Here is a 24,066-nt window from a genome sequence, read left to right as displayed (position 1 = left end):
CTGTCGGCCCGCCGCGTCGGGGGGCGCGCAAGCCGACGGGAAGGCCGGACGTACTCTGTCGGCCCTGGCAAGTCCGTCCGGCCACCCTCGGGGGAGTGGCCGGACGGTTTCGCCGATTCCATCAGGCAGCGTCATCAACGGGAGATGAGAACCATGGCCGACGTGAAGAAGAACGAGCCGCCGATCGTCACGCCGCAGGACCAGCACGCCACGGACCAGCCCGCCGTCGCCACCCTCGACCAGCACGCCACCGGCACCCCGGTCGCCCTGCTCGACCAGCACGCCACGGACGAACCGGCGATCGCCACGCTCGACCAGCACGCCACCTCGGAGCCGTTCAAGCCGACGGCCCAGTAAGCCGATCCGAGCGGGGGACGGTCCCGGCGGCACGGGAGGGGAGCCGCCGGGACCGGGGGGACACGACCGCGGTGCGGACCCGCTGGGGGGCGGGGACGCACCGCGGTCGTGTTCGGACGAGCTGTCGTCACACCGCCCAGGTCTTGAGCACGGCGGCCACGCTGTGGGCGGTGCAGCCGTCCTGCTTCAGCTCGGCGGCGAGAGCCGAAACCCTGTGTTGGTCCAGCTTGGCCGGGATGCCGGAGGCGATGAGGTAGGCGTGTGCCACCGCCACCGCCACCCGCAGGTTGGACCGCTCCAGCCACCGCATCCGGCCGAGCGTGTGCGCGAGTGCCGCAGCCCGGGCGTAGGCGCCCTGGTACACGTCTTGGCCGACGAGAACCGCCCGGTGCCGCTCGACGGCCGCGATGGGCACGCCGTAGTCGTCGATGGCGGGGTCGTCCTGGCCTGCGCGCTGAGCGACCTCCAGGATCCACGCCAGGTCGATGGTCACGTTCACTCGCCGGGAGCCCCTTCGATCTCATCGATCAAGTCGCCGTAGTGGTCGAGGACTTCCTGGGCGGCGGCCATGAAGACGGCCCGGAGCTTCTCGTTGTCGTTGCGGATCAACTGCTCGACGTACTCGTTGACCGCTATGCGCCGGGTGGCAGCCGCCTGGCGGGCCATCTCGGCCGTCTCGTCATCCATGCGAATGTTGATCTGGGTCTTGGCCATACATCGACGCTATCACTTGATACCAGCACCTGCTAGCCCCTGGTATCAAGGCCCCGCAGCTCCCCCTTCACCACCTTCCCGCTCGCGTTGCGCGGGAGTTCCGTCACGAACTCGACCTCCCTCGGCACCTTGTAGTTGGCCATCTCGCGGCGGGACCAGGCGATCAGGTCGTACGCCGTCAGGGGGGAGCCGGGGCGGCGCACGACGTAGGCGCGGCCCACTTCGCCGAGGCGGGGGTCGGGGACGCCGATCACGGCCGCGTCGGCCACCTCGGGGTGCAGGGCGAGGAGTTGCTCGATCTCCGCCGGGTAGGCGTTGAAGCCGCCGACGATGAACATGTCCTTGATCCGGTCGGTGATGCGGAGGTTGCCCGCCTCGTCCAGGACGCCGATGTCGCCCGTGTGCAGCCAGCCCTCCTCGTCGATCGCCCCGGCCGTGCCGGCCTGGTCCTCGAAGTAGCCCCGCATGACGTTGAAGCCGCGCACCAGGATCTCGCCCGGCTCCCCCGGCTCGGCCCGCACACACACCTCGGTGCCGGGTATCGCGCGGCCTGAGGTCGAGGCGATGACCTGCGCCGGGTCGCCGCGCCGGCACATCGTGACGATGCCGCTCGCCTCGGACAGGCCGTACGCGGTCAGGACGGTGTCCACGCCCAGCTCGCCCCGCAGCCGTTCGACCAGGCGCAGCGGCACCACTGCCGCCCCGGTCACCACCAGGCGCAGCGCGCTCAGGTCGTACTGGTCGCGCGCGGGGTGGTCCAGGAGGGACTGGTGGAGGGTGGGCGGGCCCGGCAGTACGGAGATGCGCTCGGCGGCGATGTTGGCGAGCGCGGTGTCGATGGTGAACACCGGCTGCGGCACCATCGTGGCGCCCCGCATCAGGGAGGCGATGATGCCCGCCTTGTAGCCGAAGGTGTGGAAGAACGGGTTCACGATCAGATAGCGGTCCCCCGCGCACAGACCCGCGAGCTCGGCCCAGATCGCATAGCCGCGCAGCGTCTGGGCGTGGGTGATCACCGCGCCCTTGGGGCGGCCGGTGGTGCCCGAGGTGTAGACGATGTCGGACGGCGCGTCCGGCGCGATGGCGTCCGCCCTGGCCCGGACCTCCGTCCCGGACACGGACTCGCCGCCCGCCAGGAACTCCTTCCAGGTGCGGAAGGACTCGGGGGCGTCGTCGGAGAGGACGACCACCTGTTCCAGGTGGGGGAGCGAGGGCAGGGGCCCGGGCCCGGGTCCTTCGGCGGTCGCGCGGCGCAGCGAGGCGACGTAGGACGTGCCGAGGAACGTGCCGGTGATGAACAGCAGCTTGGCGCGGCTGCTTTCGAGGACGTACGCCGCCTCCGAACCCTTGAAGCGGGTGTTCAGCGGTACGAGCACCGCGCCCGCGCTCACCGCGCCGAGCGCCGCGACGATCCACTCCCCGGTGTTGGGCGCCCAGATGGCGACCCGGTCGCCGGGCTCGACACCCGCCGCCATGCACGAGGCGGCCGCCCGCTCCACCCGCTCGCCGAGCTCCGCGTACGAGACGCGGCCGCGGCCCTCGACGACGGCCTCGCGCTCGCCGTACCGGGCGGCCGCCTCGCGCACCAGCTTCGCGATCGTGCCCCACTGAAGGTCTCCGCGCACCGCTTGCCCCATCGAAAGCCCCTCCGCCAGTAGCTGACTAACCGTCAGATTAGCTGTAGCCTCCTCCGCTGTCAGTACTGGTGACGCTCGTGGAGGTGGGGGCCATGGCCACCCTGAAGGACGCGACAGCCATAGTCGGGATCGGGCAGACCGCCTTCGCCAAGCACCTGCCCGAACCCGAGAAGACCTTGGCGTGCCGGGCGATCCTCGCCGCCCTCGACGACGCGGGCATCAGCCCCGCGGAGGTGGACGCGTTCGCCTCGTACACGATGGAGGAGACCGACGAGGTCGAGGTCGCCAAGGCCATCGGCGCGGGAGACGTGACCTTCTTCAGCAAGGTCGGCTTCGGCGGCGGGGGCTCCTGCGCCACCGTCGGCCATCTGGCCGGCGCGATCGCCACCGGGCAGGCGAGCGTGGGGGTGGCCTGGCGGTCCCGCAAGCGCGGCAGCGGCACAAGGCCCTGGAAGAACACGGCCGTTCAGCTTCCCACCCCCGCCCAGTGGACGCGCCCCTTCGGCCTGCTGCGGCCCGCCGACGAGATCGGCATGCTGGCCCGCCGCTATCTGCACGAGTACGGCGCCACCCGCGACCACCTCTTCAACGTCGCCCTCGCCTGCCGCAACCGCGCCAACCAGAACCCGGCCGCGATGATGTACGAGCGCCCGCTGACGCGCGAGATGTACATGACCTCCCGCATGATCAGCGACCCGCTCTGTCTCTTCGACAACTGCCTGGAGACGGATGGGGCGTTGGCGTGTGTGGTCGTCTCCGCCGAGCGCGCTCGGGACTGCCGGCGGAAGCCGGTGTACGTGCACTCCGCGGCCCAGGGCCTGCCCGCCCAGCACCACGGCATGGTCAACTACTGGAACGACGACCCGCTCACCGGTCCCGCCTGGACCGCCGCCCGACACCTGTGGAAACAGGCCGACTTCGGACCCGACGACATCGACGTGGCCCAGATCTACGACGCGTTCACCCCGCTCATCCCGCTCTCCCTGGAGGGCTACGGCTTCTGCGGGCGCGGCGAGGGCGCCGCCTTCACCGAGGGCGGGGCCCTGGAGATCGGCGGGCGGCTGCCCCTCAACACCGGCGGCGGCGGCCTGAGCGAGGCCTACGTCCACGGGTTCAACCTCATCAACGAAGGCGTCAAACAACTGCGTGGCAGCAGCACCGCCCAGGTCCCGAACGCCGCCACCTGTCTGGTCACCGCGGGCGAAGGGGTCCCCACCTCCGCCCTTCTGCTGAGGAGTTGAGACATGCTGTCACCCGTGGTGGACGACGACGGCGCCCCCTTCTGGGAGTACGCCGCCCTCGGCGAGCTCCGCGTCCAGGCCTGCGCCGCCCCCGACTGCGGCCGGCTCCGCTTCCCGCCCCGCCCGTGCTGCCCGCACTGCCACTCCTTCGACAGCGAATGGCGCAGGATGTCGGGCCGCGGCCGCATCTGGTCGTACGTCCTGCCCCACCCGCCCCTGCTCCCCGACTACGCGGCCCAGGCCCCCTACAACGCGGTGGTCGTGGAGCTCGTCGAGGATCCGCTGATCCGGCTCGTCGGCAATGTGGTCGCCGAACCGGACGCCCCGCTCGACTCGGTCGACCCGGCCCGGCTGAGGATCGGCGCCCGCGTGCAGGTCGCGTTCACCGAGGTCGACGGGGTGAACGTGCCGCGCTGGCTCCTGGAGCGCGCGTGAGCGTCCTGGTGACCCGCGACGAGGAGACCGGCGTCGCGGTCGTCACCCTGAACCGGCCCGAACGCCTCAACGCCATCGACCTGGACGCGGCACGCCAACTCGGCTCCGTATGGCGGGAGTTGCGTGGTGACAACACCGTCCGGGCGGTCGTCCTGACGGGCGCGGGCGAGCGGGCGTTCTGCACCGGGATCGACCGCACGGCCGAGGTGGCCCAGCCCTCGTCCCCGTACTCGACCGACGATCCCCTGATCGCGATCGGCCCCAAGGCCAACGACCTGTGGAAGCCGGTCGTCGCCGCCGTGCGCGGGATGGCCTGCGGCGGGGCGTTCTATCTGCTGGGCGAGGCCGAGTTCGTGATCGCCGCAGAGGACGCCACGTTCTTCGACCCGCACACGACGTACGGGATGGTCAGCGCGTACGAGTCCATGTACCTCGCGCTGCGGATGCCGCACGGGGAGGCGGCCCGGCTCGCCCTGATGGGCACGGCCGAGCGGATGTCGGCGCGGCGGGCGCACGAGATCGGTTTCGTCAGCGAACTCACGGCCCCTGGAGGGGAGTTGGCTGCCGCGCTGCGGTGCGCGGAGACGATCGCCTCCTTCCCGACCGAGGCCGTGCAGGGCACGGTCCGCTCGCTGTGGGCCGCGAAGGAAGCCACCCTCGCCCAGGCCCACTCCCGCGCCCCCGCCTTCGTCGCCCTCGGAAACCTGCCGCCCGAACGACAGGCGGAGCTCTACACCCGGCGACGTTCGAAGGATTTCCGGGTGCGCTGAGGAGCAGGGCGGGCGGGGCCGACGGGGCCGGTGGGTGCTGGGCGCCTGGCGCCGGTCAGTTGGCCGACGCGCTCGCCTCGCAGTGGTTCACCTGCGTCACCAGGGAGGGGTGGCTCATCGCCACCTTGACGGTCTGGGTGGCGCCGGGCCCCAGGGTCACCGGCGCGGACCCCTCGTCGACGGTCTTGCCGAGCGCGTCGTAGAAGGTGACCCGCACCAGATAGCGGTGGCTGCCGCCGCCGGAGCCGGTGCTCACGCGCACCGAGGAGACGTCCTGCCTGTCGGACGGCGACACACAGGCGGTGACGGTCGCGGTGACAGTGGGCGTGGCGCCCGATGTCGCGCCCCGGCTCGACGACCCGCCCGTGGTGCTCGTGCCGGTGGTGGTGTTGCCGTAGCGGTTGCCGTTGTAGCCACTGGTGTATCCGCTACTGGTGCTGCTGGTGCCGCTAGTGCTGCTGTCACTCGTACTGCCGCTGCTGCTGTCTCCATCGGTGCTCGAACTCCCGTTGCTCTTGTGGGAGTTGGAGCAGCCGCCGCCGGAGCTGTGGCTCTTGCCGTGACCGTGACTGGAGAATCCGGTCAGCGCGAGCCCCAGACCCAGCGCGATGGCCGCACATTTCATTCCGCGACGTATCACCGTCCCACCCCCTCCGAAGACCGGCCGACACCTTAACAGCGGCCCGGTGCGGCAGCCGGGCCCCCCGAGCCGGAGGGGCGCCGGGTAGCGGTGGGCGCGTGCCGGGCGTAGCGTCGACGGCGAGAGCCGCTCTTATCGAGGAGGGCCGCAGAGATGGTCCGCAACGCCCTCGGCTCGGTCCTCGCTCTCGCCGGAGCGACGGCCGCCGTCTGGAGCCCCTTCCGTGCCTGGTACGACGGCCGTCACGGCAGCGCCTACCGCATCGACGACCTCTTCTCGGGCATCTCCGCCGACAAGGCGGCGGTAGCCGGCTCGATGCTGCTGCCCTTCGCCTTCGCGGCACTGGTGACGCTGGTGGCCTTGGTGCTGCGTTCCCGGGCCCTGCTGGTGGTGGCCGGTCTCGTCGTGCTCGGGTTCACGATCCTGTGGATGGTGCGGCAGGGCCAGGCCGCGGGCCACCTGACCGTCGAGTCCTCCGGAAACGGACTCGGGCAGGGCGTCGGGATCGCCCTGGGCGGCGGACTGCTGCTGCTGATCGCGGCGGCCCTGATGCCACCGCGCCGCAGGGTCGGACCGGAGTCCTCCGGCCGCGTCGACGTCGCGGGCGTGGACACCCGCACCCCTTACGAGCCGTCGCCGGAGCGGCACCCGTACGGGGCGCCCGGCGCGGGGGGTCACGAGCCGCCGGCCGAGGACCTCCACGAGCCGCCCGCCCGACACCCGCACGAGCCCGAGCCAGGACACCCGCGACACGAACCCGAGACCGGACACCCGCGCGAGCCCGAGCCCAGCCCCGGCCGCCCGCAACACGAGCCCGAGCCCGAGGCCGGTTCGGCAAACCCGCACCACGGGCCCGAGCCCCGGCACCCGTACGCCGGGCCGCCGCCCGTGAATCCCTATCGGCAGCCCGGCCAGGGCGGGCCGCAGCCGCCTCCGCCGCGGGACTGAACCGTCGCGGGTCACGCGCTGACGGCGGGTCCCGGCGGCCGGGTCAGTCCCGTACGCCGGTCACCACGTGCGCGTACAGCTCCTCCGAGGTGGACAGGCGCGCGGTGAGGCCGCCCGCCGACATCGCCGCTAGGGCGCCCGGCACCTGGCGCTCGCTGGTCTCCACCAGCAGCATGCCGCCCGGGGCCAGCCAGTCCGGGGCGGCGAGGGCGACGCGGCGCATGACGTCGAGGCCGTCCGAGCCGCCGTCCAGGGCGACCAGCGGTTCGTGTTCGCGGGCCTCCGGGGGAAGCAGGCCGACCTCGCCGGAGGGGACGTAGGGGACGTTGGCCGTCAGGATGTCGATCCGGCCGCGCAGGGTGGCCGGGAGCGGGTCGAAGAGGTCGCCCTCGTAGACGTGGCCGCCGAACGCGGCGACGTTGCGCCGGGCGCAGCGCACGGCGGCGGGTTCGATGTCGGCGGCGTGCAGTTCGGCCCCCGGCAGCGCGGTGGCGAGGGCCGCGCCGAGCGCGCCCGAGCCGCAGCACAGGTCCACGACGACGACCGGCCGGGAGGCGTCGGCGGCGGCGAGCGCCCGGCTCACCAGGAACTCGGTACGGCGCCTGGGCACGAACACCCCGGGATCGACGGCCACCTTGAGTCCATGGAACTCGGCCCAGCCCAGGACGTGTTCGAGGGGAAGGCCGGAGGCCCTGCGCTCGACCATCGAGGAGACCTGGCCGGGCCCTTCGGCCGTGGCGAATATCAACTCGGCCTCGTCCTCGGCGAACACGCACCCGGCGGCGCGCAGTCTGGTGATGACGTCGGACGCCGCGAGCGGCTCAACTGACATACGGGCTGGGCCCTCTCGGTGCCGCTGTACGGAACATCCCTAAGCGTAGGGCGCCCAGGCGCACCCCTTGGACCCGGCCCCCCGGACCCCGGGCGCCTAGCGGGATCCGGACGTGGCCGTCCCCTTCACCGCGTCCAGCGCGTAGACGCACCGGTCCTTGCTGCACGCGTAGACGACCCCGCCGCGCACCACGGGCGAGCCGGTGATCTCGCCGCCCGTCGCGAGCTTCCAGCGCAGTTGGCCGCCGGCCGCGTCCAGGGTGTACAGGCAGTGGTCGGCCGAGCCGAAGTGGATGCGGCCGTCGGCGACGACGGGGGCGCCCACCACCTCGCCGCCCGCGGCGAAGCGCCACTTGGGCGTCGAGGTGACCGCGTCCAGGGTGTACAGCGCGTTGCCGCTGCCGACGTGGACGTTGCCGTCGGCCACCAGGACCGGCTCCACGGAGTTGCGGGACTCCGTCGCGATGCGCCAGCGGTCCTTGCCGGTCGCGGCGACCAGGGCGTACACCGTGCCGAGGTAGTCGGCGAGGTACACGCCGCCGCCCGCCACCGCGGGGCCCGGCGCGAACGTCGGCGGCGACAGGAAGACCGCGGGCGCCTCGAAGTGCCAGCGGACGTGTCCGGAGGAGATGTCGATGGCGACGACGCGGGTGCCCGCCGCGACATAGACGTAGCCGTCCTCGGCGGGCGCGACCCGGACGGGGACGCCGCCGCAGGAGGCCGCGTCGCCCACCGGATAGGACCAGCGCTCGACGCCGGTGCGGGCGTCCAGGGCGCGCAGCCGGGCGTCCTTCCAGAGGTAGACGGTGCCGTCGTGGATCGTGGGGCCGGCCTCGGGCGTCTCGAAGTCGGTCTGGGCCCCGGTCGTCTCCCACAGCTTCTCGCCGTTGGCGGCCTCCCAGGCCTGTACGCCGCCGCCCCGGGTGCCGGTGACGACGGTGCCGCGGTCGGCCTTCAGGGAGTACACCCAGGCGTCCGCGGGACCCCGCCACAGCTCGCCGCCGTCGGTCGCGTCCAGGGCGTACAGGGTGGGGCCGTCGGAGGCGTGGATGCGGCCGCCCTCGACGGCCATCGCCCACGCCACGTCACGGGTCTTGAACTGGCGGCGGCCGGTGCCCACGTCCAGGGCGTGCACCTCGAAGGAGGTCACGTACAGCAGGTCACCGGCGACGGCCGGGGTCCCCCACACGTCGTTCGACATGCGAAAGCGCCAGGGGCGCCAGCGGCCCGGCACCTCCGGCGGCTGCGCCGGCGGCGGCACGGGCGCGGCCTGCGCGCCGCCCGCGCCGGGTCTGCGCACCCAGCCGGTGGCGGGCCCGGCGTCGACGGCCACCCGGGACGCGTCGGCGGCGCGGGGCCCGGGGCCGATGGGCACCTTCGCGCCGGGAAGGCGCACCGGCTCGTCGGTGTGGACCGGCGGATAGGTCACGGAGGAACCGGCGTGCCGGGCCGCGTACGGGGGCTCCGGGGGCCGGGGCGGCGGCGCGGGCAGCGAGCGGTTGGAGCGCACGGCGCTCGGCGCCGGGTCGGCGGGCGGCGCGACCAGCATGCGGCCGCCGCCCCTGCGCTGCTCGATCATGGCGACGGAGCGGGGCGGCAGCCACGCCGACGCGGTGCCGCTGTCGTCCGAGCCCGAGGCGAAGAGGTGGGGCGCGAGCTGCGCCTGGAGGTCCTCGGGCGAGGGGCGGTTGGGGTGCTCCATCTGCATGCAGGACTCGATGAGCGGGCGCAGCTCGTCGGGCAGGCCGGTGATGTCCGGGCCCTCGCGCAGCAGCATGAACACCGTCTCGACCGGGTTGGCGCCGTGGAAGGGCGCGTGTCCGGTCGCCGCGAAGACGAGGGTCGAGCCGAGCGAGAACACGTCGGAGGCGCCGGTGACGCTGCGCGAGTCCTTGGCCTGCTCGGGCGACATGTAGGCGGGGGTGCCCACCGCCACGTTGGTCATGGTCAGACGGGTGTTGGAGACCCCGGACGCGATGCCGAAGTCGATCACGCGGGGCCCGTCCTCGACGACCAGGACGTTGGACGGCTTCAGGTCACGGTGGACCAGGCCCGCCCCGTGGATGGACTGGAGGGCCTCGGCGATGCCGGCCGCCAGCCAGCGCACGGCCTGGGCGGGCAGCGGCCCGCACTCATTCACTATTTCTTCGAGGGAGGGCGCCGGGACATAGGCGGTCGCCAGCCACGGGACGGGGGCGCGCGGGTCGGCGTCGACGACGGCGGCGGTGTAGAAGCCGCTGACGGCGCGGGCCGCCTCCACCTCACGGGTGAAGCGGACCCGGAACAGCTGGTCCTCGGCGAGCTCGGTGCGCACCGTCTTGATGGCGACGCGGCGGCCGGACGCCGAGCGCGCCAGATAGACAAGACCCATGCCGCCGGCACCGAGCCGTCCCAGCACCTCGAAGGGGCCGATCCGCCTCGGGTCGTGCTGCGTCAGCTGCTCCACTTGCCTGCCACCTCCCCGTACGGGCCATGCATGAACGCGGCCCCGTGCAGCGTCTCACGCGGCACTCCGATTCTCCCTGCCGGAGGCGGCCGGTGGCCAACCCGGGTCGAGATCGGGATGTCTCGTCCCGATCTTGGACATCCCGGACAGGCCTTAGGTGCCTGAACCCTGGAGAACGGCGAAGGTGGCGCCCTGGTTGTCGTTGAGGACGGCCATCCGCCCGTATCGGATGTCGAACGGCTGGGCGGTGACCCGGCCGCCGAGCCGGGTGCAGGCGGCGGCCGTCGCGTCGCAGTCCTCGACGAGGAAGTACACGAGGAAGTGGTCGGGCAGGGCCGCCGGGAAGGCGTCCGACATCAGGCTGCGGGCGCCCACGGCGGTGTCGGGGCCGGGCTCGGTGCCGGGCAGGGACCAGGTGCGGATGTCGGCGCCCAGCTCGTCGGCGCTGCCCGGGCTCGTACCGCGATAGCCGAAGACGGACTCGTAGAACGCGTCGGCCTGGTCCTTGTCGCGGGTGTAGACCTCGGTCCAGCAGAACGAGCCGGGCACGCGGGTCAGCTCGAACCCGGTGTGCGCCTCCCCCTGCCAGAGGCCGAAGACGGCGCCGCCCGGGTCGGCGGCGACCGCAAGGGTGCCGTGCGGGGGCACCGGCATCGGCTCGGTGATGAGCTGGCCGCCGGCCTCGCGGATGCGGGTGGCCAGGGCCCGGGCGTCGGGGGTGGCGAAGTAGACGGTCCAGGTGGTGGGCATCCGGCCGTCGCGCTTGGGCTGGAGGGCCGCGACGCGCCGCCCGTCCTTGAAGGCGCCGGTGTAGTGCCCCTGCTTGTCGGCGCCGCCCTCGTCGAAGGTCCAGCCGAGGAGCTCCCCGTAGAACCTCTTGCCGGCCGCCGGATCGGACAGCGAGACATCGGCCCAGCACGGCGCGCCTTCCGGATATCCGCCCATGCGCCTGATTCCTTCCTGACCGCACCGCCCCCGTCGTGGAGCCGCATCGGGGCCAAGCTAACGATCCATCACGCCCGGGGCGGCCGAACAATTCGAACATATGGCGTGATTTCGGTCGACGAAAGGGCTGGGGGTCAAGTCCCGCACGGCTTGTCCACCAAAGTTGTCCACAGGGTGTTGATAACACCATTCGAGTGGCCGGGCTCGACCGTCGAACGGCCGGCCCCCCTCGGGAGCCACCGGATCGGACCTCCGGACGGCCTCCGGACGGCCTCCGGACGATCACCCGCGGCGGCCGGTTCTCCCCGCACATCACACCTCCCATCGGGACGTATCACCCCTCGGCCCCCATTTGCACTCGGCCGAATCGCGCTCCGATCACCCCTCGGTAAGCTGACGGCATGACAGGACAAGTACGCACCGTCGACGGCCGCGTGGCCGGCCGACGCGGGCAGGCGACACGGCAGAAGCTGCTCGACTGCCTCAGTGAGATGCTCAGCTCGTCGCCGTACCGGGACGTCAAAGTCATCGACGTGGCCCGGAAGGCGGGCACTTCACCCGCGACCTTCTACCAGTACTTCCCCGACGTCGAGGGCGCCGTCCTGGAGATCGCGGAGGAAATGGCCAAGGAGGGCGCCGGGTTGACGGCTCTGGTCGAGGGCCGCTCCTGGGCCGGGCGGGCGGGCTGGCAGACGGCGGAGGAGCTCGTGGAGGGCTTCCTCGACTTCTGGCGCAAGAACGACGCGATCCTCAGGGTCGTCGATCTGGGCGCGGCCGAGGGCGACAAGCGCTTCTACAAGATCCGCATGAAGATCCTGAACTCGGTCACCAACTCCCTTACGGACGCGGTCACCGAGCTCCAGGCCAAGAACAAGGTCGACAAGGACGTCAGCCCCGCCGCGATGGCGGGCTCCCTCGTCGCGATGCTCGCCTCGGTGGCCTCGCACCAGAAGGGGTTCCAGACCTGGGGCGTCAAGCAGGCCGAACTGCGCCCCAATCTGGCCCTCTTGGTCCACCTGGGCATCACGGGCAAGAAGCCGACGAAGTAGCCGTCGGACCGACGGCCGATATCCACGTCCTGTCGCGCCGACGGCGGTTCACCTCCGCGAGGAGGAGACCGCCGTCGGCGTTCTTGTCCGCGCCCGCCACGAACCATCACCCATTGCCCCTCGCTACCCCTCGCCGCCCCTTCAGTCTCTGCGCTCCAGCCGGAAGAGGCGGATCTCGCGCTCGATCCTGGACTGGTAAGTGGCGTACGGAGGCCAGAAGTTGAGGGCCGCCTGCCAGACGGCGGCACGCTCCTCCCCTTCGAGCAGCCGGGCCCGTACCGCGATGTCGCGCCCCTGCCAGCTGATCTCCGCATCCGGGTGGGCGAGCAGGTTCCCGGTCCAGGCGGGGTGTCCGGGCCGCCCGAAGTTGGAGCCGATCAGCACCCAGGTGTCGCCGCCCGCCTCCGGCATGCAGGCGAGCGGAGTGGTGCGCGCCAGACCCGACTTGGCGCCGCGTGCCGTGAGCACCACCCCGGGCAGCATGCGGGCGCTGAGGATGACCCGGCCGCGGGTGAGGCGGTGCACGGCGCGGTCCATCGCGGGGACGAAGTGCGGGGCGATCCTCGCGAACGCACGGGTCGAGGACACCTTCTGCATGAGCCGCACCCCGGGCGCCGTCGTGGCGGGGCCGGCGTTCACACCGTCACCTCGCGGGCGGCCGGGTCGAACAGGCCGGCCTGCTCGGCGGCGTGCGCGCGCAACCGGTGCACGGGCCCGAAGAGCAGTTCGTCGGCGGCGGCCCGCTTGAAGTAGAGGTGCGCCTCGTGCTCCCAGGTGAACCCGATGCCGCCGTGCAACTGGATGGCTTCCGAGGCTGCGGCACGCAGCGCGTCGAGCCCCTGGGCGAGTGCGAGGGCTCCCGCGCCGGGGTCCCAGGCCGCGTAGTACGCCGCCGATCTGGCCGCCTGGACCTGCACATACAGGTCCGCGAGACGGTGCTTGACCGCCTGGAACGAGCCGATCGGCCGCCCGAACTGCTCCCGTCCCTTGACGTACGCGACGGTGCGCTCCAACGCCTCGCCCGCGGCGCCCACGGCCTCGGCGGCCAGACAGGCGGCCGCGGTACGCCCGACGGCGGCGAGCGCCTCGCCCACGGGCGCACAGTCGTCATCCCCCAGCAACTGTGCTTCCACGTCCCGCAGTTGTACGCGGCCTTGGGTGCGGGTCTCGTCGAGCGCGGTGCGCCGGGTGCGCCGAAGGCCCTCCGCGTCACCGGGCACGAGGAAGAGGAGGGTGCGGCCGCGGGCGAAGCCGCCGGTGTGCGCGGCGACGATCAGCAGCCGCGCGCTGTGCCCGTCCAGGACCTGGTCGGCCTCCCCGTACAGCCGCCAGGCCCCTTGCGGCGTCCGTCCTGCCTGTACGCCCCCGGCCCGGCCTCCCCCGGCCCAGTCGCCGTCCGTGTTGACGCCGGTGAGCCCCAGCGCGAGCGCGAGGCCCGGGCCCGGCACGGTGAGGGTGGCGCCGCACTCGCCGCGGGCGATGGGCGGGAGCAGGGCGTCCTTCTGCGCGTCGGTGCCGAGCGCGGTGATGAGCGGGGCGGCGAGGACGGCGGTGGCGAGCAGCGGAGACGGCAGCAGCGCGCGGCCGGTCTCCTCGCAGGCGAGGGCGAGGTCGGCGGTGGTGCACCCCGTGCCCCCGTACGCCTCGGGAAGCGCAAGGCCGGGGAGCCCGAGCTCGGTGGCGAGCCGCCCCCAGAGCCTCCCGTCGTAGCCGGCCGGGGTGCGCACCGCGTTCTTGACGTCCTGGGGACCGCAGTGTTTGACGAGCAGTTCGTGCAGGGTGCGGCGGATCGCGTCCTGTTCCGCGGTGAAGGTGGCGTCCATCGGCGGGCTCCTCCCCCAGGGGCATGGCCCCTGAACTGACGGGGCGTCATGTTAGAGGCGGGGGTGGCAGATGCCCAGGGGTCGGAGGGGGTGGGGATGGGGCGGGGATGGGGCGAGGCGGGCGGGCATGGGCGGGTGATGGGGGGAACCACTGCCCGCCGCACGGCATCTGATGTACCGTCAGATTCATGCCAAGCCAGCAGCCCTCACGCACGCGGCGGCGGCGCAAGGTGGCGGTCGTAGGGGTCGCGCTCTCGGACACCGGACGCGTGGACGACGCCACCCCCTACGCCCTGCACGCCCAGGCCGCCCGGCGCGCCCTCGCCGACTCGGGGCTCGATCGCGGCGTCATCGACGGATTCGCCTCGGCCGGGCTCGGCACGCTCGCGCCGGTGGGGGTCGCCGAGTACCTCGGGCTCCGGCCCACCTGGGTCGACTCCACCACCGTCGGCGGCGCCACCTGGGAGGTCATGGCCGCGCACGCCGCCGACGCGATCGCCGCCGGGCACGCCAACGCGGTGCTGCTCGTGTACGGCTCGACCGCGCGCGCGGACATCAAGGCGGGGCGGCGCACCTCCAACCTGTCGTTCGGCTCGCGGGGCCCGCTCCAGTTCGAGGCGCCGTACGGCCACACGCTGATCTCCAAGTACGCGATGGCGGCGCGGCGCCACATGCACCAGTACGGCACGACGATCGAGCAGTTGGCGTCCGTGGCGGTGCAGGCGCGGGCCAACGCCGCGACCAACCCGGACGCGATGTTCCGCGACCCCATCACCGTCGACGACGTCCTGTCCGGGCCGATGATCGCGGACCCCTTCACCAAGCTGCACTGCTGCATCCGCTCCGACGGCGGCTGCGCGGTGCTGCTCGCGGCGGAGGAGTACGTCTCCGACACCATCAAGGCGCCGGTGTGGGTGCTGGGTTCGGGGACGGCGGTGTCGCACACGACGATGTCGGAGTGGGAGGACTTCACGGTGTCCCCCGCGGCGGTCTCGGGCCGGCTCGCCTTCGAGCGGGCGGGGGTGCGGCCGGCCGATGTCGACGTGGTCCAGATCTACGACGCGTTCACGTACATGACGCTGGTGACGCTCGAAGACCTGGGGTTCTGTGCGAAGGGGGAGGGCGGGGCGTTCGTGGAGAAGGGCCGGCTGCTACGGGACGGCGAGCTGCCGGTCAACACCGACGGGGGTGGCCTGTCGGCCTGCCATCCCGGGATGCGGGGCCTGTTTCTGGTGGTGGAGGCGGTGCGGCAGCTTCGGGGGGAGGCGGGGGTGGGGCAGGTGGGGCGGGGGAGGTTGCCGGAGGTTGCGGTGGCCTCCGGCACGGGGGGGTGGTTCTGTTCCTCCGGAACGCTGGTTCTGGGCCGGGGTTGACGCCCGGGGGCACTCGCCCGTGACGGGGGTTGCATGGCCCGGGCCCCCTGGGGCTCCGCCCCAGACCCCGGCGGGTTCGCCCACCCACCCACCCGTGCAGCGGGTTGAAGGGTTCGGCCCCTGGGGCTCCGCCCCAGACCCCGGCACGTCGCCCACCCACCCGCCCGTAAGCGCAGGGTTGGAAGGTGCCGGGACCCTGGGGCTCCGCCCCAGACCCCGTTCGCGCCTGAACGGCGCTCGTCCTCAATCGCCGGACGGGCTGAAGGTGCTGGCCAGCGCCGAGTAGTTAGGGGCGCGGGGCTGTGACACATGCGGCTCCGCCGCGCGGGCGCGAGAAGCAACACGGTCCGCACACGACCGAGGTTTTTAGGGGCGCGGGGAACTGCGCGACCAGCCACGCACGGTCCGCACACGATCAGGGGGTTAGGGGCGCGGGGACGCACGGGGGGGGTCTGGCGGGGGCAGGATGGGCGCATGGAATTCCGCGAATTTCTGCACACCCTCCGCGTCTGGGACACAGACCTTCCCCCCTTCACCCCCGACACCGCACCCCCCACCCCCCTCCCCCTCTTCCAGCAATGGCTCACCCACGCCGCCACCGCCGGCCAGCCCGAGCCGCACACCATGTCGCTCGCCACGGTCGACACCGAGGGCAACCCCGACATCCGCACCCTCACGCTGCACGACGCCGACGACGCCGGCTGGCACTTCGGCTCGCACTCCACCAGCGCGAAGGGACGCCAGCTCGCCGCGCACCCCGTCGCCGCGCTCGGCTTCTACTGGCCCGTCGTGGGCCGCCAGGTCCGGGTGCGCGGACACGTGACCCCGTCGGATCCGGCCGTCTCCCAGGCCGATCTGCACGCCCGCTCGACGGGGGCGCTCGCGGCCGCCCTGGTCGGTCGCATGAGTGAAGTGCTCGCCGACTACGCGGAGTTGGAGGCGGCGTACGCCGACGCCTGGCAGCGCGCCGAGGCGGACCCGCTCACCCCCGTGGCCACCTGGACCCGCTACGTACTGGACCCCACCGAGGTCGAGTTCTTCCAGGGCGACGCCCAACGCCGACACGTGCGGCTGCGCTACCGCCGCGAGGGCTCCGCCTGGACGCGCGAACTCCTCTGGCCGTAACCGGGCCCCACGGACCGGCGGGACCGGGGCCGCCGGGCCACCCCGCACGAACTCACTCCCGCGCGCCCCCGTCGGTCGCGAGGCGCGCATGCAGATGCAGGTCACGGAAGGCATCCCGGCGCCCGGCCTCGAACATCGCGCCCCGCAGCGTCCCCTCCGCCCGGTACCCACACCGTTCGGCCACGCGGCAGGAGACGTGATGGCCCACCGCGTGACCCAGCTCGACGCGGTGCAGGCCGACCGTGTCGAAGGCCCAGCGGGTGATCAGCTCCAGGGCGTGCCCGGCCACTCCGCGCCCCCGCGCCTCGGGCAGCGTCCAGTACCCGACCCGGGCGCAACGCAGCGGCCAGTCGACGGAGTTGAGGCCGACATGGCCCAGCACCTCCCCACTGGACTCGTCCGTGACGCAGTACGTCGCGAACTCGCCCCGCGCCCATCCCAACGCCCGCAGCCGCAGCAGTTCCGCGACGGCCGCCTCGTCCTCGACGGGGGCGTTGTGGGTGTTCCAGCGCAGGTACTCGGGGTCGGTGACCCCACGCAGCAAGGGCTCGACATCATTGTCGCGCCAGACGCGCAGACGCAGACCGTGGCCGCGCAAGTCGGCGGGTATGAGCTGGAGTTTCATACCTCCATTGAACCTCCGGCCCCCTGCCTTTCGCCCCGCGTCACACGGGTCCGGCCCCCGGCACGGGAGCCGGACCGAACACCGGCACGGGAGCCGGACCGAACACCGGCACCGTGACACCGCCCCCGGCACCGACGCCGTCTTCCGCGCCGACGCCACCTTCCGCGCCGCCCCGGAACCTCACGTACAGCTCCATTCCGATCCGCAGATCGGCCTCGGGGCACCCGACGACCTCGGTCATCATCCGGGGACCCTCGGCCAGATCGACGACGGCTGCGACATACGGGACCCGGTCGCCGAACGGCGGCAGGTCGTTGCGGTGCACGACGGACCAGGTGTAGAGCGTGGCGCGGCCGCTCGCCGGGCGCCAGTGGACGTCCTCGCTCCAGCAGTACGGGCAGAACTCCCGGGGGTAGTGGTGCGGGCGGTCGCAGGCCGCGCAGTGCCGGATGAGCAGGCGCCCCTGGGCGGCGGAGTCCCAGTAGGGGCGGGTGAACGCGTCCACATCGGGCGTGGCCGCGTTCACGTACGCCACCGGAACAGACCCAGCGCGTCGTCCAGGGACCAGGTCTGCCACGCCATGGCGCCGAGGGCGACGAGCGAGATGAGCGCCATCATCGCGTTCTGCCCCTGCTCCGCCCAGTCGTGGATCATCAGGACCAGATAGAGGAGGTTGAGGAGCAGCCCGCAGACGAGGGCGACGGGGGTCAGAAGGCCGGCCACCAGGCCGAGGCCGAGGGCGAGTTCGGCATAGACGACCACGTACGCCATGACCTTCGGGCGGGGTTTGACCACGGTGTCGAAGCCGCTGCGGACGGCGCTCCACCGGTGCTTGGCGGCGACGTCGGACGCCCAGGCGATGCCCGTGCCGCGCTCGAACCAGCCCTTCTTGTCCTTGTGCCGCCAGCTCTCCAGCCACCACAGGCCGAGTCCGATGCGCAGGACGGCGAGCCACTCGGCGCCGCTGAGCCAGATCGAGTCCACCCTGGCCTTCCTTCCCGGTACGGTCGCACGTTTCTGACGGTACGTCAGTTCAGCGGATCCGGGCCGGGTGCGCAAGGGGTGGGCGTACGTGATCAGATCGCAACCGATTCCGGTCTTGACCGAGACCCATCAAGTATTCGCGCCATTACGCTCAGCGTTCATGGCCGACACCTCCTCTCCCGTAAGCCCCGTCTATGTGATCGGCGCCGGGCCCGGCGGTCTCGCCGTCGCCGCCGCGCTGGGCGCTCGGGGCGTACGGGCCGTGGTGCTGGAGAAGTCCGACGCCGTGGCCGCGTCCTGGCGACGCCACTACGACCGGCTCCACCTGCACACCACGCGCCGACTGTCCTCGCTGCCGGGCCTGCGGATTCCGCGCCGCTTCGGGCGGTGGGTGTCCCGGGACGACCTGGTGCGCTACCTGGAGAAGTACGCCGAAGTCCACGAGCTGGAGATCGTCACCGGGGTCGAGGTGGAGCGCGTCGAACGGGGCCCCGAGGGCGAGGGCTGGGTCCTGTACGCGACCGGCGGGCGGCGGTTGACGACGTCGGCGGTGGTGGTGGCCACCGGGTACAACCACACGCCGTACGTTCCCGACTGGGCCGGCGCCGAGACGTACACCGGCGAGCTTCTGCACGCGAGCCGGTACCGCGATCCCGCCCCCTACGCGGGGCGGGACGTACTGGTCGTCGGGGCCGGCAACACCGGGGCGGAGATCGCGGCGGACCTCGCCGAGGGCGAGGCGGCGCGGGTGCGGCTCGCGGTGCGGACGCCGCCGCACATCCTGCGCCGGTCCACCGCGGGGTGGCCCGCGCAGGCGACCGGCATCCTGGTGCGCCGGCTTCCCGTACGCCTCGTGGACCGGGCCGCCTCGGTGACCGAACGGCTCTCCGTGCCGGACCTCTCCGCGTACGGGCTGCCACGGCCGGCCGGGGGCCTGTACTCGCGGGTCCGGGAAGGGGCCATCCCCGTACAGGACGCGGGGCTGATCGACGCGGTACGGGCCGGGCGGGTCGAGCCGGTCGCGGCGGTCGACTCCTTCGACGGCGCCAAGGTCCTCCTGGCGGACGGGACACGGGTGTCGCCGGAGGTGGTCATCGCGGCGACCGGGTACCGGCGGGGGCTCGAAGGGCTCGTCGGGCATCTCGGGGTGCTGGACTCGCGGGGGCGGCCTCGGGGGCGGGGGGTGTCGGGGCTGTACTTCACGGGGTTCACGAATCCGATCAGCGGGATGCTGCGGGAGCTCCGCCTGGACGCCACCCGAATCGCCAAATCCCTCACCCCTTAACCCGGGGCCCACCCCACGCCCCACCCCATGCACGGCCCGCGCCCGCCTTTTGCGCAGTTCCCCGCGCCCCCAACCCCCTCCCGATCCTGCGAACCGCACCCGCGTCCCGCGCAGTTCCCCGCGCCCCTGAAAACCCGTTCACGCCTGCGGGCCGTGGGTGGCCGGTCGCGCAGTTCCCCGCGCCCCTAAACCCCCGGTATGTGCGGACCGTGCTCGCTACTCGCGCAGTTCCCCGCGCCCCCAAGGCCCGTCTTCGTCCGCAGACCGTGCGTGGCTGGTCGCGCAGTTCCCCGCGCCCCTGAAAACCCGCTGTCGTGTGCGGACCGTGCCCGCTTCTCGCACAGTTCCCCGCGCCCCTAGCTACTCGGTGCTGGGCCGCATCGGCCACCTCAGCCTGTCATGGGGGTCCCCCCTGGCCCTTAAGGCCTTGGGGGAGATTGAGGACGAGCGCCCTTCAGGCGCGAACGGGGTCTGGGGCGGAGCCCCAGGAGGGCCGGGCCATCCAACCCTGCGCCTACGGGCGGGCGGGTGGGCAAGCGCCCGGGGTCTGGGGCGGAGCCCGGGGGCCGAATTCTTCAACCCGCTGCACGGGCGGGTGGGTGGGCAAAGGGGCCGGGGACTGGGGCGGAGCCCCAGGGGCCCGGGCTGTCCAACCCCCTGCACGGGCGGGTGGGTGGGCGAGATGCCTGGGGTCTGGGGCGGAGCCCCAGGGGCCGAACCCTTCAACCCGCTGCACGGGTGGGTGGGTGGGCGAGCGCGGCTGGAAAGTGGGGGGCTCAACGCCCAGCGGGTTTGGGGGGAGGGGGAGTTGGGGGAGGCCCAGCGCGCTGGGGCGAGCCCCGCCCGCAGGCGCCGAGCCTTTGCTCGCAGGGCTGTTCCTGACACGCCGTCAGTTCTGTAATCTGACTATGCGTCAGTTAGCAGCCGCACGGCCCAGTCCCAGACACCATCGACCAGGAGCGGGGCGGAACGATGCTCGGATCGACTCACGGCACCCTCACCACCGACTTCCGCGCCCGCGTGGTCGCCTGCGGCGAGCAGCCCGCCCCCGGCGCCGTCCACGGCAGAGCCGCGGGCGAGGGCGACCGGGACGTCAGCGGCCGCCCCCTGTACCGCGACGTACCGGACCTGGACCGGTTCTTCCGGCCCGAGTCCGTCGCCGTCGTCGGCGCCTCCGACGCGGAGGGCCGCCCCAACACCGGCATCACCCGCCGCCTCATCGACTGGGCCGAGCGCGTCGGCGCCCGCATCCACCCCGTCCACCCCACCCGTACCACCGTCTTCGGGCTGCCGTGTGTCGCCTCCGTGGCGGACCTGCCGGAACAGGTCGACCTCGCGGTGCTCCTCGTCGGCGACCCGCTCCCCGTCGTCGAGGAACTCGCCGAGGCCAAGGTGAAGTTCGCCGTCGCGTTCGCCTCCGGGTTCGCCGAGACCGGCGAACGGGGCGCCGCCGCCCAGGAGCGGCTGGCCGCCGCCGTCAAGCGGTCCGGGTTGCGGCTGCTCGGGCCCAACACCAACCTCAACGCGTTCGAGAGGTTCCGGGACGACCTCGACGGGCCGGCCATCGCCCTCATCACCCAGTCCGGCCACCAGGGCCGCCCCGTCTTCACGATGCAGGAGCTCGGCGTACGTCTCTCGCACTGGGCACCCACCGGCAACGAGGCCGACCTCGAAACCGCCGACTTCATCTCCTACTTCGCCGAACAACCCGAGGTCGGCGCCATCGCCTGTTACGTGGAGGGGCTCAAGGACGGCCGTGCCTTCCTGCTCGCCGCCGACCGCGCGGCCCGCGCCGGCGTCCCCGTCGTGGCGGTCAAGGTCGGCCGCACCGAGACCGGCGCGCGCATGGCGGCCTCACACACCGGCAAGCTGACCGGCGCCGACGACGTCGTGGACGCGGCCATGCGCCAGTACGGCGTCATACGCGTCGACGGACTCGACCAACTCCAGGACACCGCCGCCCTGTTGGCGCGGGCCCGCAAGCCCCGGGCGGAAGGCGTCGTCGTCTATTCGATCTCCGGCGGCACGGGGGCGCACTTCTCCGACCTCGCCAGCGCCGCCGGGCTTCCCATGCCGACCCTCTCCCCCGCCAAACAGGCCGAGCTCCACGAGTGGATACCGCCCTACCTCGACGTCGCCAACCCCGTGGACAACGGAGGGCACCCCGTCGGCGACTGGCGCGGGCGGAAGATCATCGACGCGATCCTCGCCGACCCGTCCGTCGGCGTGCTGATCTGCCCCATCACCGGCCCCTTTCCCCCCATGAGCGACAAGCTCGCGCAGGACCTGGTGGACGCGGCGGAGCAGACGGACAAGCTGGTGTGCGTGGTGTGGGGCTCGCCGCTCGGCACCGAGTCCGCCTACCGCGAGACCCTGCTCGGCTCGGACCGGGTCGCCACGTTCCGTACGTTCGCCAACTGCATCGGCGCGGTACGGGCGTACCTCTCCCACCACCGGTTCACCACCGGCTACCGCTCCCCCTTCGACGAGGCGCCCCGCGTGCCGTCCCCGTCCTTCCGCAAGGCGCAGGCCCTGATGCGCCCGGGCCAGCAGCTCAGCGAACACGCGGCGAAGCAGCTGCTGCGGGCGTACGGGATCCGGGTGCCGCGCGAGCAGCTCGTCACCAGCGCGGCGGCCGCCGTGCGGGCGGCGGGGCTCGTCGGCTACCCCGTCGTCATGAAGGCCTCCGGCGCCCGCCTTGCCCACAAGAGTGAACTCGGCCTGGTCAAGGTCGGGTTGACCTCGGCCAGTCAAATCCGCGACGCCTATCGCGAGCTCACCGACATCGCTCGGTACGAAGACATCGACCTGGACGGCGTCCTGGTCTGCCAGATGGTCGAGCGCGGCGTCGAGATGGTCGTCGGCGTCACACACGACGCGCTGTTCGGGCCCACGGTGACCGTGGGGCTCGGCGGCGTACTGGTCGAGGTGCTCGGCGACTCGGCCGTGCGCGTCCCGCCGTTCGGCGAGGAGCAGGCGCGGGACATGCTCGGCGAGCTGCGGGGGCGGGCGCTCCTCGACGGGGTGCGCGGCGGGCCCCCGCTTGACGTGGACGCGCTCGTCGAAGTCGTCCTGCGCGTCCAGCGCATGGCCCTCGAACTCGGCGACGAGATCGCCGAGTTGGACATCAACCCGCTCGTGGTGCTTCCGCGCGGACAGGGCGCCGTCGCGCTCGACGCCCTCGCCGTCTGCCGCTGACCACCAGCCCCGCACGCCCCCACCCCCTCTCCCGCTTGGAGCCCTCCCATGGATTTGACGGACCCCACCGATCCCTCTCACTCATGGGTACAGCACGCCACTGACAACGGCGTCTCGTGGATCACCCTCAACCGGCCGGAGGCCCTGAACGCCCTCACCCCCGACCAGCGGGAACGGATCATCTCGCTGCTCGACGCGGCCTCCGCCGACCCCGCCGTACGGGCCGTCGTGATCACCGCCGTCGGCAAGGGGTTCTGCGCGGGCGCCGACCTGCGCGGTGCCCCAGCCCCGGCCCCAGCCCCGGACACGACACCCGCCCCGGCATCGGACGCACCCCCGGCTCCGACCCCGGCCGCCGGTCAACGCGTCGCCGGCGATGTCGCCCGCACCATCCGCCAGGGCGCCCAAAGGCTCATCGCCGCCGTACTCGACTGCGAGAAACCGGTGATCGCGGCCGTCAACGGGACCGCCGCCGGCCTCGGCGCCCATCTCGCGTTCGCCTGCGATCTGATCCTGGCCGCCGAATCGGCCCGGTTCATCGAGGTGTTCGTACGCCGGGGCCTGGTCCCCGACGGCGGCGGCGCCTATCTGCTGCCGCGCCTGGTGGGGCCGCAGCGGGCGAAGGAGCTGATGTTCTTCGGGGACGCGCTGGGGGCGGCCGACGCCGCGCGCATGGGACTGGTCAACCGGGTGGTCCCGGACGCCGAGCTCGCCGCCACCGCCAAGGAGTGGGCCGAGCGGCTCGCCACCGGGCCGACCCGTGCGCTCGCCCTCATCAAGCACCTGGTGAACGTCTCCCTCGACGCCGACCGGAGCGCCGCCTTCGCCGCCGAAGCCTGGGCCCAGGAGATCAACATGACCACCCGGGACGCCCAGGAGGGCGTGGCTGGATTCGTGGCACGCCGCACTCCGAAATACCGTGGTCTGTAAGCCGGTTGACGCGTTTCGCCGGGCGTCCGGGGTTCCTATCTGACGTACCGTCAGGTTCAATGGGGATGTGATGGGACACGCAGGGATGGCGGCCACCGTCGTCCGATACCTCAGGTCCGTCGGCGCCGCCACGGTCGCCGAGCCCGTCGAGTTCCTGCCCCGGCCCGACCTTCGGGCCGTCCGGGACGACGAGCGGGCACCGGTCGATCCCGGCGAGTTCCGGCGGGTGCTCGGGGGGTTCGCGAGCGGCGTCACCGTCATCACCGCCCAGGACGCGGCAGGACCCACCGGCTTCGCCTGCCAGTCCTTCGCCTCGCTCTCCCTCGACCCGCCCCTGGTCGCCTTCATGGTGGCCCGTACGTCGACGACCTGGCCGCGCATCGCCCGCGCCGGGGCCTTCTGCGTGAACGTGCTCGGCGCCGAACAGGGCGCGCTCTGCCGGGGGTTCGCGGTCAGCGGGGCCGACAAGTTCGCCGGGGTCGACCACGACGCCGCGCCCGCGACCGGCTCGCCCCGGCTGCACGGCGCACCGGCCTGGATCGACTGCCGCGTCCACGCCGTCCACACCGGCGGGGACCACCTCATCGTGGTCGGCCGCGTCGAGGCGCTCGGCGCCACGGACGACGTGGCGCCGCTGCTCTTCCACCGGGGCAGGTTCGGGCGCTTCACCGACTGAACCCGGACGCCCGGTTCACCGCGCCCCTACACGG

Annotated in this window: 24 protein-coding genes; 12 read left to right on the top strand and 12 right to left on the bottom strand. The window is 72.7% G+C overall.

Going from position 1 to position 24,066, the window contains the following annotated elements:
• The first annotated feature begins 153 nt into the window (after positions 1 to 153).
• The gene (locus DWB77_RS21845; protein WP_174248602.1) at positions 154 to 357 is read left to right on the top strand and encodes a hypothetical protein; all 204 of its coding nucleotides are present in this window, start codon (positions 154 to 156) and stop codon (positions 355 to 357) included.
• Positions 358 to 484: 127 nt separating this feature from the next.
• Here DWB77_RS21845 and DWB77_RS21840 read toward each other — a convergent pair whose 3' ends face one another.
• From DWB77_RS21840 to DWB77_RS21830, 3 genes are read right to left on the bottom strand one after another with little or no spacing between them, the layout of a single operon-like run.
• Positions 485 to 856 carry a fic family toxin-antitoxin system, toxin component gene (locus DWB77_RS21840; RefSeq protein WP_120722853.1) on the bottom strand — a complete coding sequence of 124 codons (372 nt, stop codon included), beginning with the start codon at positions 854 to 856 and terminating at the stop codon, positions 485 to 487.
• Positions 853 to 1,071 (bottom strand): hypothetical protein, encoded by a 219-nt coding sequence (locus tag DWB77_RS21835; RefSeq protein WP_120722852.1) that lies wholly within the window; start codon positions 1,069 to 1,071, stop codon positions 853 to 855. Before DWB77_RS21835 ends, DWB77_RS21840 begins: the two co-directional genes overlap by 4 nt.
• 32 nt (positions 1,072 to 1,103) lie before the next feature.
• A complete protein-coding gene (locus DWB77_RS21830; protein ID WP_120728087.1) occupies positions 1,104 to 2,696 on the bottom strand; it encodes a FadD3 family acyl-CoA ligase in 1,593 nt (530 codons plus the stop codon).
• Positions 2,697 to 2,800: 104 nt separating this feature from the next.
• Between DWB77_RS21830 and DWB77_RS21825 the strand changes: the two genes are divergently transcribed.
• The 3 genes from DWB77_RS21825 to DWB77_RS21815 are packed head-to-tail and all read left to right on the top strand — an operon-like array spanning position 2,801 to position 5,154.
• On the top strand, positions 2,801 to 3,949 hold the full coding sequence (locus tag DWB77_RS21825) for a lipid-transfer protein (protein WP_120722851.1): 1,149 nt from the start codon (positions 2,801 to 2,803) through the stop codon (positions 3,947 to 3,949).
• A 3-nt stretch (positions 3,950 to 3,952) separates the two neighbouring features.
• Positions 3,953 to 4,384 (top strand): Zn-ribbon domain-containing OB-fold protein, encoded by a 432-nt coding sequence (locus tag DWB77_RS21820; protein ID WP_120722850.1) that lies wholly within the window; start codon positions 3,953 to 3,955, stop codon positions 4,382 to 4,384.
• Positions 4,381 to 5,154, top strand: coding sequence for an enoyl-CoA hydratase/isomerase family protein (locus DWB77_RS21815; protein WP_174248601.1), 774 nt, complete (start codon positions 4,381 to 4,383; stop codon positions 5,152 to 5,154). Before DWB77_RS21820 ends, DWB77_RS21815 begins: the two co-directional genes overlap by 4 nt.
• 55 nt (positions 5,155 to 5,209) lie before the next feature.
• Here DWB77_RS21815 and DWB77_RS37935 read toward each other — a convergent pair whose 3' ends face one another.
• A complete protein-coding gene (locus DWB77_RS37935) occupies positions 5,210 to 5,779 on the bottom strand; it encodes a hypothetical protein (RefSeq protein ID WP_162952589.1) in 570 nt (189 codons plus the stop codon).
• Between the two features lie 168 nt (positions 5,780 to 5,947).
• Between DWB77_RS37935 and DWB77_RS21805 the strand changes: the two genes are divergently transcribed.
• Positions 5,948 to 6,742, top strand: a complete 795-nt coding sequence (locus DWB77_RS21805; protein WP_216826861.1) for a hypothetical protein — start codon at positions 5,948 to 5,950, stop codon at positions 6,740 to 6,742.
• Between the two features lie 43 nt (positions 6,743 to 6,785).
• Here DWB77_RS21805 and DWB77_RS21800 read toward each other — a convergent pair whose 3' ends face one another.
• From DWB77_RS21800 to DWB77_RS21790, 3 genes are all read right to left on the bottom strand, one after another.
• Positions 6,786 to 7,574 carry a putative protein N(5)-glutamine methyltransferase gene (locus DWB77_RS21800; RefSeq protein WP_120722847.1) on the bottom strand — a complete coding sequence of 263 codons (789 nt, stop codon included), beginning with the start codon at positions 7,572 to 7,574 and terminating at the stop codon, positions 6,786 to 6,788.
• A 96-nt stretch (positions 7,575 to 7,670) separates the two neighbouring features.
• Positions 7,671 to 10,019: a PQQ-binding-like beta-propeller repeat protein gene (locus DWB77_RS21795; RefSeq protein WP_120722846.1), complete on the bottom strand. Its 2,349-nt coding sequence runs from the start codon at positions 10,017 to 10,019 to the stop codon at positions 7,671 to 7,673.
• Between the two features lie 153 nt (positions 10,020 to 10,172).
• The gene (locus tag DWB77_RS21790; protein WP_120722845.1) at positions 10,173 to 10,964 is read right to left on the bottom strand and encodes a VOC family protein; all 792 of its coding nucleotides are present in this window, start codon (positions 10,962 to 10,964) and stop codon (positions 10,173 to 10,175) included.
• Positions 10,965 to 11,365: 401 nt separating this feature from the next.
• Here DWB77_RS21790 and DWB77_RS21785 point away from each other — a divergent pair, with 401 nt between their 5' ends.
• Positions 11,366 to 12,013: a TetR family transcriptional regulator gene (locus tag DWB77_RS21785; protein WP_120722844.1), complete on the top strand. Its 648-nt coding sequence runs from the start codon at positions 11,366 to 11,368 to the stop codon at positions 12,011 to 12,013.
• 141 nt (positions 12,014 to 12,154) lie between these two features.
• On the opposite strand, the gene DWB77_RS21780 is transcribed toward DWB77_RS21785, so the two are convergent.
• The gene (locus tag DWB77_RS21780; protein ID WP_120728085.1) at positions 12,155 to 12,610 is read right to left on the bottom strand and encodes a nitroreductase/quinone reductase family protein; all 456 of its coding nucleotides are present in this window, start codon (positions 12,608 to 12,610) and stop codon (positions 12,155 to 12,157) included.
• A gap of 38 nt (positions 12,611 to 12,648) precedes the next feature.
• The gene (locus DWB77_RS21775) at positions 12,649 to 13,836 is read right to left on the bottom strand and encodes an acyl-CoA dehydrogenase family protein (protein ID WP_120722843.1); all 1,188 of its coding nucleotides are present in this window, start codon (positions 13,834 to 13,836) and stop codon (positions 12,649 to 12,651) included.
• A gap of 188 nt (positions 13,837 to 14,024) precedes the next feature.
• On the opposite strand from DWB77_RS21775, the gene DWB77_RS21770 reads away from it, so the two are divergent.
• Positions 14,025 to 15,209 (top strand): thiolase C-terminal domain-containing protein, encoded by a 1,185-nt coding sequence (locus DWB77_RS21770; protein WP_120722842.1) that lies wholly within the window; start codon positions 14,025 to 14,027, stop codon positions 15,207 to 15,209.
• 474 nt (positions 15,210 to 15,683) lie between these two features.
• Complete coding sequence (locus tag DWB77_RS21765) at positions 15,684 to 16,334, top strand: pyridoxine/pyridoxamine 5'-phosphate oxidase (protein WP_120722841.1); 651 nt, start codon at positions 15,684 to 15,686, stop codon at positions 16,332 to 16,334.
• A 52-nt stretch (positions 16,335 to 16,386) separates the two neighbouring features.
• On the opposite strand, the gene DWB77_RS21760 is transcribed toward DWB77_RS21765, so the two are convergent.
• The 3 genes from DWB77_RS21760 to DWB77_RS21750 are packed head-to-tail and all read right to left on the bottom strand — an operon-like array spanning position 16,387 to position 17,943.
• On the bottom strand, positions 16,387 to 16,959 hold the full coding sequence (locus tag DWB77_RS21760; protein ID WP_120722840.1) for a GNAT family N-acetyltransferase: 573 nt from the start codon (positions 16,957 to 16,959) through the stop codon (positions 16,387 to 16,389).
• A 40-nt stretch (positions 16,960 to 16,999) separates the two neighbouring features.
• A complete protein-coding gene (locus DWB77_RS21755; RefSeq protein WP_174248600.1) occupies positions 17,000 to 17,485 on the bottom strand; it encodes a Zn-ribbon domain-containing OB-fold protein in 486 nt (161 codons plus the stop codon).
• The gene (locus tag DWB77_RS21750) at positions 17,482 to 17,943 is read right to left on the bottom strand and encodes a DoxX family protein (RefSeq protein WP_120722839.1); all 462 of its coding nucleotides are present in this window, start codon (positions 17,941 to 17,943) and stop codon (positions 17,482 to 17,484) included. Before DWB77_RS21750 ends, DWB77_RS21755 begins: the two co-directional genes overlap by 4 nt.
• A 160-nt stretch (positions 17,944 to 18,103) precedes the next feature.
• On the opposite strand from DWB77_RS21750, the gene DWB77_RS21745 reads away from it, so the two are divergent.
• The 4 genes from DWB77_RS21745 to DWB77_RS21730 all read left to right on the top strand — a co-directional run bounded on the left by DWB77_RS21745 (position 18,104) and on the right by DWB77_RS21730 (position 24,032).
• Positions 18,104 to 19,228 carry a flavin-containing monooxygenase gene (locus DWB77_RS21745; RefSeq protein ID WP_120722838.1) on the top strand — a complete coding sequence of 375 codons (1,125 nt, stop codon included), beginning with the start codon at positions 18,104 to 18,106 and terminating at the stop codon, positions 19,226 to 19,228.
• A 972-nt stretch (positions 19,229 to 20,200) separates the two neighbouring features.
• Positions 20,201 to 22,426, top strand: coding sequence for an acetate--CoA ligase family protein (locus tag DWB77_RS21740; protein WP_120722837.1), 2,226 nt, complete (start codon positions 20,201 to 20,203; stop codon positions 22,424 to 22,426).
• A 48-nt stretch (positions 22,427 to 22,474) separates the two neighbouring features.
• Positions 22,475 to 23,356, top strand: a complete 882-nt coding sequence (locus DWB77_RS21735; protein WP_120722836.1) for an enoyl-CoA hydratase/isomerase family protein — start codon at positions 22,475 to 22,477, stop codon at positions 23,354 to 23,356.
• A gap of 85 nt (positions 23,357 to 23,441) precedes the next feature.
• A complete protein-coding gene (locus tag DWB77_RS21730; RefSeq protein WP_120722835.1) occupies positions 23,442 to 24,032 on the top strand; it encodes a flavin reductase family protein in 591 nt (196 codons plus the stop codon).
• Positions 24,033 to 24,066 lie beyond the last annotated feature (34 nt).

The sequence above is a fragment of the Streptomyces hundungensis genome (genome assembly GCF_003627815.1).
GTDB classification, from domain to species: Bacteria; Actinomycetota; Actinomycetes; order Streptomycetales; family Streptomycetaceae; genus Streptomyces; species Streptomyces hundungensis_A.
This window is presented reverse-complemented; position numbering and strand designations above follow the sequence as displayed.